The 10,588-nt window shown below is 33.9% G+C and carries 13 protein-coding genes and 1 pseudogene; 2 read left to right on the top strand and 12 right to left on the bottom strand.

Features of this window, described 5'->3' with window-relative positions:
- The 12 genes and pseudogenes from EKM67_RS10800 to EKM67_RS09800 form a co-directional block, all read right to left on the bottom strand.
- Nucleotides 1-219: pseudogene (locus EKM67_RS10800) on the bottom strand (hypothetical protein); the annotation flags it as partial.
- Nucleotides 212-1,003: an alpha/beta fold hydrolase gene (locus tag EKM67_RS09850; protein ID WP_125578840.1), complete on the bottom strand. Its 792-nt coding sequence runs from the start codon at nucleotides 1,001-1,003 to the stop codon at nucleotides 212-214. The gene EKM67_RS09850 and the pseudogene EKM67_RS10800, both read right to left, overlap by 8 nt.
- Nucleotides 954-1,427: an SRPBCC family protein gene (locus tag EKM67_RS09845; RefSeq protein WP_125578839.1), complete on the bottom strand. Its 474-nt coding sequence runs from the start codon at nucleotides 1,425-1,427 to the stop codon at nucleotides 954-956. The genes EKM67_RS09850 and EKM67_RS09845 overlap by 50 nt, the downstream gene beginning before the upstream one ends.
- Before the next feature lie 5 nt (nucleotides 1,428-1,432).
- Nucleotides 1,433-2,191, bottom strand: coding sequence for a cyclase family protein (locus EKM67_RS09840; protein ID WP_225417368.1), 759 nt, complete (start codon nucleotides 2,189-2,191; stop codon nucleotides 1,433-1,435).
- On the bottom strand, nucleotides 2,178-2,486 hold the full coding sequence (locus EKM67_RS09835) for a carboxymuconolactone decarboxylase family protein (protein WP_125578837.1): 309 nt from the start codon (nucleotides 2,484-2,486) through the stop codon (nucleotides 2,178-2,180). Before EKM67_RS09835 ends, EKM67_RS09840 begins: the two co-directional genes overlap by 14 nt.
- 17 nt (nucleotides 2,487-2,503) lie before the next feature.
- Nucleotides 2,504-2,872 (bottom strand): cupin domain-containing protein, encoded by a 369-nt coding sequence (locus EKM67_RS09830; RefSeq protein ID WP_164506640.1) that lies wholly within the window; start codon nucleotides 2,870-2,872, stop codon nucleotides 2,504-2,506.
- 11 nt (nucleotides 2,873-2,883) lie between these two features.
- On the bottom strand, nucleotides 2,884-4,377 hold the full coding sequence (locus EKM67_RS09825; protein WP_125578835.1) for an AMP-binding protein: 1,494 nt from the start codon (nucleotides 4,375-4,377) through the stop codon (nucleotides 2,884-2,886).
- Nucleotides 4,378-4,381: 4 nt separating this feature from the next.
- A complete protein-coding gene (locus tag EKM67_RS09820; protein WP_164506639.1) occupies nucleotides 4,382-4,759 on the bottom strand; it encodes a 4'-phosphopantetheinyl transferase superfamily protein in 378 nt (125 codons plus the stop codon).
- Nucleotides 4,752-5,366 (bottom strand): class I SAM-dependent methyltransferase, encoded by a 615-nt coding sequence (locus EKM67_RS09815; RefSeq protein ID WP_125578833.1) that lies wholly within the window; start codon nucleotides 5,364-5,366, stop codon nucleotides 4,752-4,754. The genes EKM67_RS09820 and EKM67_RS09815 overlap by 8 nt, the downstream gene beginning before the upstream one ends.
- A gap of 19 nt (nucleotides 5,367-5,385) precedes the next feature.
- Nucleotides 5,386-5,619 carry an acyl carrier protein gene (locus EKM67_RS09810; RefSeq protein WP_125578832.1) on the bottom strand — a complete coding sequence of 78 codons (234 nt, stop codon included), beginning with the start codon at nucleotides 5,617-5,619 and terminating at the stop codon, nucleotides 5,386-5,388.
- A gap of 5 nt (nucleotides 5,620-5,624) precedes the next feature.
- Nucleotides 5,625-6,836, bottom strand: a complete 1,212-nt coding sequence (locus EKM67_RS09805) for a beta-ketoacyl-[acyl-carrier-protein] synthase family protein (protein WP_125578831.1) — start codon at nucleotides 6,834-6,836, stop codon at nucleotides 5,625-5,627.
- On the bottom strand, nucleotides 6,833-8,098 hold the full coding sequence (locus EKM67_RS09800; RefSeq protein ID WP_225417367.1) for a beta-ketoacyl-[acyl-carrier-protein] synthase family protein: 1,266 nt from the start codon (nucleotides 8,096-8,098) through the stop codon (nucleotides 6,833-6,835). Before EKM67_RS09800 ends, EKM67_RS09805 begins: the two co-directional genes overlap by 4 nt.
- 1,672 nt (nucleotides 8,099-9,770) lie before the next feature.
- Between EKM67_RS09800 and EKM67_RS11015 the strand changes: the two genes are divergently transcribed.
- Together EKM67_RS11015 and EKM67_RS09790 are read left to right on the top strand one after the other, a co-directional pair.
- Nucleotides 9,771-10,004 carry an ATP-binding protein gene (locus EKM67_RS11015; protein WP_125552332.1) on the top strand — a complete coding sequence of 78 codons (234 nt, stop codon included), beginning with the start codon at nucleotides 9,771-9,773 and terminating at the stop codon, nucleotides 10,002-10,004.
- A gap of 6 nt (nucleotides 10,005-10,010) precedes the next feature.
- A complete protein-coding gene (locus EKM67_RS09790; RefSeq protein WP_125552333.1) occupies nucleotides 10,011-10,172 on the top strand; it encodes an ATP-binding protein in 162 nt (53 codons plus the stop codon).
- The last annotated feature ends 416 nt before the right edge of the window (nucleotides 10,173-10,588 follow it).

Here is a 10,588-nt window from a genome sequence, read left to right as displayed (position 1 = left end):
AGCTGTGGAAGGTAAACGCGGTTCTGAATGTCTCTTAAAACCTGTCTCAAATATTGACTTCAATCCAGAATACATTATTTCTTGTAAATCATATTCAACATTTTTGTTAGCTATCTCTAGAAGATTATTATCAGATCTATTGTTGATTAGAAGATTTTTACCAAGCCCAATTTTTTGTGTACCTTGTCCACAAAAAACTATTCCAACTTTTTCAGCCATGTCTTAAGCCTCCCCCACCCACTAGAAAAGAAGCAATTATATCAGCTATATATTTTGGTCTTTCAAGTATCACATTATGTCCGGCTTGTTCAACTTCGATCGTTAAAGTTCCCTTTAAAACTTTTTCTAATAATTTTGACTGCCTACTTGAAACAACATGATCTTCTGCTGCATGTACAGAAAGACATGGTGACTTTATTGCTTTTAATACATCAGGAATCTTTAAATTTTCAGTCATATGATAGTCACAAATAATGCTTTCTTTTTTACCAATAATGTTTTTAAAAAAATTATCAATAATGTTTTTATTAGTATATTTTGAAAAACCACGTTTTATATTATTCAATATGTCTTTTTGTTCTAAATCTATATTCAATAATTTAAATCGACAAAAAGATGAAATAAGTATTCTACCCTGAATATTTAATTTTTTTTGAATAAGAAGTGAAATATAACCTCCCAAAGAATGTCCTACTAAAATGTATTTTCTTTTAATCCGGTAACTTTCAACAGCTTTTTCTAATACGAATTTTGTTAATTCAATATTATCAATGGGATTTTCTTGGGAAAGACCATATCCAGGTCGTTCCAGAACAATGATACTAACTTTGTTAATCAATGACCGAATTACCTCAAACCAACAATCTGGATTCTCTCCAGCACCATGAATAAATACAAGCGTTGAATCTGTATCTATCTTACTGATATTAGAATATGCATTAACTAGAAGACCTTCACTTTCCATACTTTTTTTTTCTAGAATTTTTGTAATATTTAAGCACATTTCGACTAACCACCCTCATTTCTTGAATGATTTGAATCTGAAGATGATCTTTCATATCTTCAACAGAAATATCAGTATCCTCTGCAGCATCGAACTCTTGTGACCATGTCATGCTAGTATTATTTCCTATCTGATTGTATTTCCAGTCTATTTTCATGAACTTGAACGGATATAAAGCATCAACGCGTTCTCCTAAAACTCTATATTCATTTTCTAAACTTTTTCTTTCTGATATCCAAGAACTGATTTCACCATTTTCATTTTGCCAATATAATTTAAATTTCACAAAATGTTTCTTTTGCTCTAGAATATCAACTTTTGAATACTCTGAAAACAGAGTCGGCCATAAACTAATATTGTTTGTAATAGCAAATACAATTTCAATCGGTAACGGAACTTCAACTGTGTGTGAAATTTTAACCATTTTCTTTATTTTTCTCCTTCAACAGCAATTGCTCTAATCCAACTCGCATCTCCATCAACTAGCTTTAATGGCAAAGCAATTACAGTAAAACCTGTGTTTGGTAGTAAATCAAGATTAGTTAGTCTTTCAATATGAACATATTCTTTATCGCGACCAATAAAATGTGATGGCCATAATACTGATCTGTCTTTTGTTCTTTTGAATTCACTCAACATTACTGGGAAAGACCTGTCAAATCCATACGAATCAATACCCATTACCTTTACTCCTAAATTAATTAAATAATTTGTAGCTTCATACGACATTCCTGGACCATCAGTAAAATACTCTTGACTTCCCCATAATTTATCCATGTCAGTCCAAATTAAAACAATATCTCCCACATTAATTTGGACTTTTTCTTTTTTGATTACCTCTTTTATATCAGACGCCGTGATATTTTTCTTTCGCGGAAAGTTTGTGAAATCTAGTTTTACACCTGGAGAATAAAACCAATCTAATGGAACCTTATCAATAGTACGAGCTTCTTCTCCTTGAAACTTACTTCCAAAATGAAAGGGAGAATCTACATGAGTTCCCATATGAGTAGCTAATTTAAAAGTATCAAGCGATATGAACTCATTATTTGGAAAACTATCCACTGATATACCGGCTTTTTTTGATACCTGTAACGCACCTTCTTTGTGTTCGATACGTGTATGCGTCAATTTCATTGGTTCAGAGCTACTATTTTTAATAGGAACACTCAAATCAATAATTTTCATTAGCATACTCCCCAATAATTTCCTTGACTGTGTTGAAACTTAATGTTACTTTCGTAATACCAACTACTGGAATTGCTAATAAAATGGTCTTCAAAGCAAGTTGAGCGTTGCCTCCCGCTTTTAAGAATCTTTGAGTATGCGTTGTTAACCCATGCAGTCCCCCACTAGCTGTAAACATCCCAATCAAAATTAACTCCTTTTCTTGATTGGGTAGGGCAGCCGTTTCAGTTAAAGTTTGTGTTAGTGCAAAGAAAGCTTTAGCAACTTCTGGATATTCTTCTATAATATTTTTCATTTTATAAGTATCCCCTTTCAAATATATCTATGTCCCAATGTCGGTGAAGGTGCCAAAGGTGCTGCAAAGTAGATCACTTTAAGTTGACTAGATCCAGTGTTCTCAATACTATGTTCCACTCCTTTATTTATGAAAAAGGCATCTCCTTTATAAATTTCAATACTTCCTTCTGAACCTATATTGACAACTCCCTCGCCAGATAGAACATATACCATTTCTTGACTATAATCATGAACAACCTGTTGAATCGCACCTGGATTCATTTCAGAGTAACCCATTCCAATATTTAAATTGTTAATTTCTTTTTTTGATATTAATGATTGTACAATTCCGTAGGGAGTTCTAATTACTTTGGCCTTATTTGGATCTGTTTTAAAGTATTTCAAGTTCAGTTCCTCTATTCAATTTTTTTTAGAATGCCTTCATTCAAGGAATTCCTTTGTATTTTACCGGTTATTCCTTTAGGAATTTTATTCACTTCATAGAATATTCCTGGAACCATATAATGCGGTAAATTATTTCTTAAATCTCTTTTTACATTATGCAGATTGAAATCATGATCTATAACAAGGTAAGCGATTAACTTAGTAGTCTCATTATTGTTTGTAACGCCAGCTACAGCCACATCCAAAATACCGATCTTTTTTAAAAGCTCATTTTCTATATCTTCAGAACGCACCCAAGTTCCATTAATCTTAAATGTATCTAACGACCTGCCTTGATACCAAAAATATCCATCTGCATCTTTGCAAAAATTGTCACCTGTCAACATTCCTCCTTCAATTAAAAGAGAGTTATCAATACTATCCTTGCTGACATACGAACCCATCAAACTATTCCCTTTTACGAATAATTGACCTACAGTATTTATCGGTAAATCTTTTAATTTATCATCCACAACTCTTACTTCATACCCTGGTATTGGCTTACCTGTGCTACCAAGACGGTTATTTTGGGGGGTATTTATTAAAAAAGTATATAAAAATTCAGTTGTACCCATGCCTTCAAGTAATTGAGTACCAAATCTCTTATACCATTGTTTACCTACGTTTTTAGGTAAAACTTCACCACAGGATATGGTAAGACGAATATTTTCAAATTCATCATATCTATTATCCAAAATTCTTAATAGGTTATTAAACACAGTTGGAACAGCTAACAATATACTAGGTCTATTCTTCAACACAATATCTATAATTGAAAAGATTTCATTTTTGTTTGATACATATACTGTAGAGTCAGCATAAAAAGGTAAGTACATTGTATTACTAAAACCAAATGCAAAAGGGATCTTAGACACAGAATAAATTAAATCTGTATTTTTAAAAGATAACTCTGTCTTCTGGTATTGTTTAGCACAGTACTCCATATCTTCAATTGTATGTGGAACGCCTTTAGGCCTTCCTGTACTACCAGATGTATATAAAATAAATAACTTATCAACATCTGCTTGATATATATTTTCTATGCTCAAAGCTTCCTTATTCTCAAAGAAGCTTCGAATATTCTCTCCAATAACATGAATTAATTCTACATTCTTATATAACTTTTCCGTTGAATTCTCATAAATTATTACTTTTGCGTCACAATCTTCAGTAATATACTGAATGTCCGATACTTTGTTATTGACGTTTAGTAAGACCGGAACCATACCTCCAAGTAAGGCCCCCCAAAAAATAAATATATATTCTGGAGAGTCTTCCAGTAACAAACATATTTTATCTCCTTGCTTAAATCCTTTTTTTCGTAAGGAAATAGCGGCATCGATAATATTATTTTTTAATTCAGAATACGTATAGGATCCTTTATTTGATTTGATTGCTATTTTATCAGGATCATGATCTAACAAACATTTATACACAAATTCATTAATGAAAGTAAACGAATCCAATTGATTACCCCTCCAATATTACTTGAGTAAAAACGATACTTTCCGTAGTGGTTCCATTGGAATGAATCTTTTTTATTTTTTCTCTTTCATATTTATTATAAACATTCGACCTAAAATAAATTTTGGGTTGGAAAATATTACCCGTGATTTCAACTTCATAAAATTCAAATCCATTAAATCCGCTACCTATAGCCTTTACAGCCGATTCTTTGAAAGAAAACATTAATGCAAATAATTTACTTTTGGGCAAAAGAATGGCAGCATTTGCTTGCTCCCATTCTAGTTTTGTATACACTTTATTTATTAAAAGTTCGCCATATTTATCAATTAATTTACTAGTTCGATCAATCGATTGAACATCTATACCTAGACCTTTAATCACGGTTATACCAAATCGTATACCACCCTTGAGGATATTGTCGTTGATCAGTTGAAAATGAAAGCACTAATTCCATATGTTCCAGTTTTAATTCTGGATAAAAAGTTTGAAGTAATTCATCACTAGTAATGCGTCTTGGTTGTGGACCACCAGGAATCTTATCGGAAAAACAGCGGAGTAAGAACATACCACCGGGTTTTAAAAACTTTTTAATTTGCTGCAAGTATAGTGGGCGTTCTTCATCTGTTAGATGATGAAAACATCCCTGATCCGTAATCACGTCAAAACTATGCTCGGGTAATTCCATTTTCAGGATATCGCCAACACGCCAATCCACATCTACTTGATATGCTTTAGCAATACTCTCAGCAGTATTAATAGCATCTTGTGAAATATCAACGGAAGTCATATTCATTCCACGAACAGCCAAAAATACTGATTCAGCACCAAGTCCACAACCAATCTCTAAAATATTAGAACCTTCTTTAATAGTCTGATCATAGACTAAATTGACTAATTCTGGGTTAGCAGTTCCAGCTGTCCATTCATGTTCTACCGGTTTCTCATTTGCATAGCTATGTTTATAATATGCCTCGATTTGTTTACTCATCTAATAATCCCTCTTTATTTTATTTTTTTAATTCATTGTCAATCATTTTTGCAATCTGTTGAAAACTAAAATCATCATTTTTTGCAAGATTTAAAGAAATACCATATTCCTTTTTAATTGATAAAACAAAATCAACCATTTCTGTCGAGTCTAATTCGAAATCATTTTTTAATTTTGAACTTTCAGAAATTTCGTTATCATCAATGCCAATTTGATTTAGACTCTTTTTCAAGAACTCTTTAATATCAGTCATTTACTTCACCCCCTTTCGTTGCAACTTGTCCACTTCTTGAGTAATAACGATACGTTTACACCTTCTCTTGATCTACTAATAATCAATGCATTTTTTACTTTTTTATTTTTATTTTCTTTTACGAGTTTAATATCATTTAGAGTCCTATAATTTCCAACTGTATGTGTTATGATGTCGTTCTCCATATAAAGCAGTGCACTTAGAATATCCGTAGGAGTGCTTGCGCCATATAAGTGCCCAAATTGTGCTTTTGGTACTGTTACATCATTTTCCTTAAATAGTTTTCTTATAATTGCAGCTTCTATTGAATCAGCAGTAGATGAACTATTTCCTTCCGGCAAAATAACATCAATTTTATCAACATCAATTTCATTACTAACCATTAAATCTTTGATACAGCGTTCATACTGCATAGATGAGTTAGCTATGTCTGTTGTTGTCTTTGAATCAATAAGTTCAGCATAGATATGCGCATTTCTTTTCAAAGCATGTTCCAACTCCTCTAGAACAAGAAAAGTGCTACCCTCACCTAAAACAGTACCATGATTATTAGTTGCAAACGGCTTGCAGCCATTCGAAAAATCTCTTCCGCGATGGAACTCTCCAGTTTGTGCATAACAAACAGTAGCAAGCTTTGTAATAGGTGCCTCTGTTCCACCACAAATTGCCACTACATTCTTACCATCCTCTATAGAACGTGCACCAAATTTGATTGCCATCGCTCCGCTTGATTTATCTGCAACAAAGCTTTTTGAGAACCCTTTAATATTATTTATGATTGAAATATAACCTTGAGGAGCTGCTGGAAACCATGCTGTGGCCTGCCATGGGTTTACCATATCTGCGCCAGATTGATATAATTCCTTAAATCCTCTTTCGGAAATATCCCACCCACCAGAATTATTACCAACAAATACTCCTATCTCATAGGCATTATCCTCTGAGATATGAATTCCGCTATCATTGATCGCTTCGTTTGAAGAGACTAAGGCATATTTAATGAAAGTATCAATTTTTCTACGAATTCTCTTTGAAATCAAATCATCACTTAAATTATGAATTTGTCCAGCAATCTTAAGTAGGCCATTTTCTACTTCAAATCTTGAAATATCCTCTATTCCTACATGACCACTTACTAGATTACCCCAAAAATTTTGGACACTATTTCCTAAAGGATTAACTGTTCCCATTCCAGTAATCACTACTCGTTTGTTCATTTTTTATCTCCTTTGACCTTCTTCACAATACAGGCAGAATGTATTCCTCCAAAACCACTTGCCATTATAAGAGCATGATTAATTGTTCTATTTAATGGTTGTTTCGGTAGGTTTATATCACAATCTAGATCTGGATAGTCCAAATTGATATTGCCAGGTATTTTAGAATACTTTATTGCGCCTAATACACTAGTCAACGCAATTAGACTCGCTGAAGCTAAAGGATGACCCATCATAGATTTTGTTGAACTAACTGGAATTGTTTTGTAGCTCTTATTAAATACATTTTTAATTGCAATACTCTCACATAAATCGTTTTGCATGGTAGAGCTTCCATGTGCATTAATATAGTTAATATCATTCTGGTCCAATCTGGCAGTTTCAAGGACATCTTCCAGTGTTTTTTCTAGAGCATCACTGTTCTTCAAATCTGTCATATGGTGTGCATTATTATGAGAAGCATAGGATTCAATTTCGGCATAGATATGTGCTTTTCTAAGTAATGCATGCTCCTTTTCCTCTAGCACCAAAATACAAGCTCCTTCACTAATAACAAATCCTTTTCTCTTTTTATCAAAGGGTCTAGAAGCAGCATCTGGAGCACCAGACCACTGGGATAAAGCCCCAATTGCATCCAGAGTTGAATAAGTTAATGAAGATAAGGGGGCTTCCGCGGCTCCGGCCAATATAATCTTTGCATCTCCATTTTTAATTAGTGAAGTTGCCTCTCCTACAGCGTCCAGACCAGCTGTACATCCTGTTGATAACGACATGCACACATTAGTAAAACCAAATTTATGTGCTATAACGGTTGCTGGATAATTGAACATACCATGGTTGTAAAATTGATCTCCCACAGGCTTATACTCTATATCCTTCAGCCCATCTCCACTTATGCTTTCATAAACTTTTTGAATTTCAGGAGTGCCACCAATTGCTGAACTTAATACAGTTCCTACATTTTCTCCATTGATACCACTTTCAATAATTTTTGAATCTTCTACTGCTTCATTTGCTGCAATTAAAGCAAATTGGGTAAATCTTGCTTGGCTTTTAACACAAGCCAAATCTTCTCCTGACAAAAAATCACTAACCAAAAAGTTCTCAATCTGACAAGACACATGCGATTTTAAACCCAATTCTTTCATTTCTTTATTATATTTTACATATGATTTTCCAGCGAAATCATTTTGCCAAAATTGTTCTTTACCAATTCCCATTGGTGTGATAATTCCTATACCGGTTACTACAACTTCTTTCACTTTGCTCATCTCCTATTCCATAAAAAATATAGTTCACCAAACTCAAATATATAAATTTATGTTCCAAGTTACATTTTTAACGTTCTAAACCACACTCTATTACTTCACATATTCCTTACTTGAACCGATTGTTGAGCAACTTAATATAACTCAACACAAAAAGCTCTCTAGGTTAGACTTGAAAGCCAGCCTAGAAAGTCCTAATGATTGAAGTACCACAGTGTCGTAGACGATAAGATGCACGGCACACTACCACTCTCCGTGTAATTTCATCACCAATTCACCAAGAAAAACAACGTTAAAGTCATGGAAAGCGGATAGGCGATTATTCTTATTTAGCAAATCCGACAATTTCACTTCTAGGCGAGCCGAGTATATGTGAATCTGAGTCATTTGTTCAATGGGAGGCTCACGAAACACAGCCACTAAAACGGTCAATACTTTGACTGCAGTGGGACGGAGATCAAGTTCCTGACTGAGTCTGAATTAGTCGAATTATTTTTTTAAAAATAAGAAAGCTACATTTCAAATATGGCAGCACTTTGTTAGCTACTGGACTATGCAAAAGAGTGTAACCAAAAGCTACTCTTGAAAGAGTATGTCCACCACTATCAGCTGACTGATAAACTACCATTACAATATGCCCAATTTTGCGTCTACTTTAATTGTTATCTGGAAACCAACAAAGCAACTACTTATTTTGAACATTAACGTGGTGCGAAAATTGAAGTTGATTTGGCCGGCCAAGTAATCAATAGTATTAGTGCCGATACTGGTGAAATAACTACGGTATATTTATTCGTTGCAACCTCACCTTATAGCCAATATAGCTATATAAAACAAGAAAACTGGCGTGACTAAATCCACGTCATGATGAGATCATATTAAATGAACACTATCATAAATCAGCCAACTACTATGATACGGTCATGCTTTCTGTAAAGGTTAGAACACGTAAGATGAATGTTAGTATAAAAGGAATCATCGGTAAGGTCTTTACCAATATACTGGCACGCTTACGCCATAGAAGTTTCCATACAGTTTACGAGGCTAACTTAGCTGTTAAAGCATTACTAAAAAAATTTAATGATAAAGTATTTCAAAAAGATGCTGGTCACAGACTGAAATATTCCTAATTGGAAGAGCAATCACAATTACAACTATTGCCAGTAAATTGTTATGAATATGGTTGGCTGGAAAATTGCTGCAGTCCAATATAATTATCATATTTTCGTGTATAAAATGTAATATTCCGTTCCTTACGAAGACTCCAAGCATAAGGTCAATGTCAGAATCACCCAACATCTTATTGAAAACTTTTTCAACAAATCAGAACCCGTTTACATTAACGTTTGATTGTTCAACCAGACCAATACGCAACAAATAAAGATCATATGCTAACCATCGTCAAGCGACTGAGTGAGACGCACAACGTTTCATCAATTGGACACAAGAAATTGGTCCGAACGTAGCCAAAGTAGCTCAACAACTGCTTGAAAGTTATACGGTTGAACAACATTACAAGTACAGCGACCTCCGACTAAAGGTAATCAAACACATGCAATTTTACGCGGAAACGATTATTACAGAAAAGATGATCAAAAATGAATCAGCAGACATTTGATAGAATAATGGCAATGTGAACGCCGGCAACGGCTCAGAGTTATAAAAAGTGTTTTTGCATCTAGTCAGCAATCATTATATTAATGAATCCAAAAATATTATTTTCACTGGCGCTACGAGCTCAGGAAAAAGCTACTTAGCATGTGCATTAGAGTATAATGCTTGCCAATTAGACTATAAAGTTCGTTATATTTACTTACCAGATTTATTGGTCGAATTAGAACTAGTGCAAGCACAAGGAACTTATAGAAAGTGCTCAAGCTATATCAAAATTGTGAACTAGTGATCCTTGACGAATGTTTCAGAAAATGAGATTGCACAGCAAGACAATTTAGAATCCGTTGAGCATCGTTATCGCCAGCAAGCTACAATCCTTTATTCACAATTTAAAGCTGAAGGTTGGCACGAACATCTTGGTGGCAGCGCTGCGGCCGATGCTATTTTAGATTGAGCAACAGCTAGATCACAGTTAATTTCAGTTAAAAATAAGCGCTTAATACGCATAAAATAACGATTCTGGATTAATTATTTGATCAACTCCTTTTAAGTAGCTTAAGCTCCAGATTACCAGTCAAAAGACTAAGCAGCTCACTTGGCCCGAAATGATGGCTTAGACTAGGCCAGAATAATCAGACTGGTGGATCTTGTAAGGGATATCACTCGATTGAGTTTTTTTACCGTATGAATTGTTTTATTGTATTACAATAAGATACGACAAGATAGATTACGTTTTCCTTACATTTATGTACGTTACAACTATTTTCTTGCTACTCAGATAATTTAAAAGTACACTTAACTAGTTTGGATCTGAGTCAAGAATCCGGACACGTTTATGTATAATTTAAGCGACTAATTCTTCCTTTTCAT

Source organism: Lapidilactobacillus mulanensis, from assembly GCF_003946215.1.
Taxonomy (GTDB): Bacteria; Bacillota; Bacilli; order Lactobacillales; family Lactobacillaceae; genus Lapidilactobacillus; species Lapidilactobacillus mulanensis.
Note: the sequence above shows the minus strand (reverse complement) of the source record. Positions and strands in the feature narration are given on the sequence as shown.

Coding starts and splice junctions, on each gene's coding strand:
- EKM67_RS09810 (WP_125578832.1), bottom strand. CDS start 5,619: ATGACTGATATTAAAGAGTTCTTGAAAAAGAGTCTAAATCAAATTGGC.
- EKM67_RS09815 (WP_125578833.1), bottom strand. CDS start 5,366: ATGAGTAAACAAATCGAGGCATATTATAAACATAGCTATGCAAATGAG.
- EKM67_RS09850 (WP_125578840.1), bottom strand. CDS start 1,003: ATGTGCTTAAATATTACAAAAATTCTAGAAAAAAAAAGTATGGAAAGT.
- EKM67_RS09845 (WP_125578839.1), bottom strand. CDS start 1,427: ATGGTTAAAATTTCACACACAGTTGAAGTTCCGTTACCGATTGAAATT.
- EKM67_RS09805 (WP_125578831.1), bottom strand. CDS start 6,836: ATGAACAAACGAGTAGTGATTACTGGAATGGGAACAGTTAATCCTTTA.
- EKM67_RS09835 (WP_125578837.1), bottom strand. CDS start 2,486: ATGAAAAATATTATAGAAGAATATCCAGAAGTTGCTAAAGCTTTCTTT.
- EKM67_RS09840 (WP_225417368.1), bottom strand. CDS start 2,191: ATGAAAATTATTGATTTGAGTGTTCCTATTAAAAATAGTAGCTCTGAA.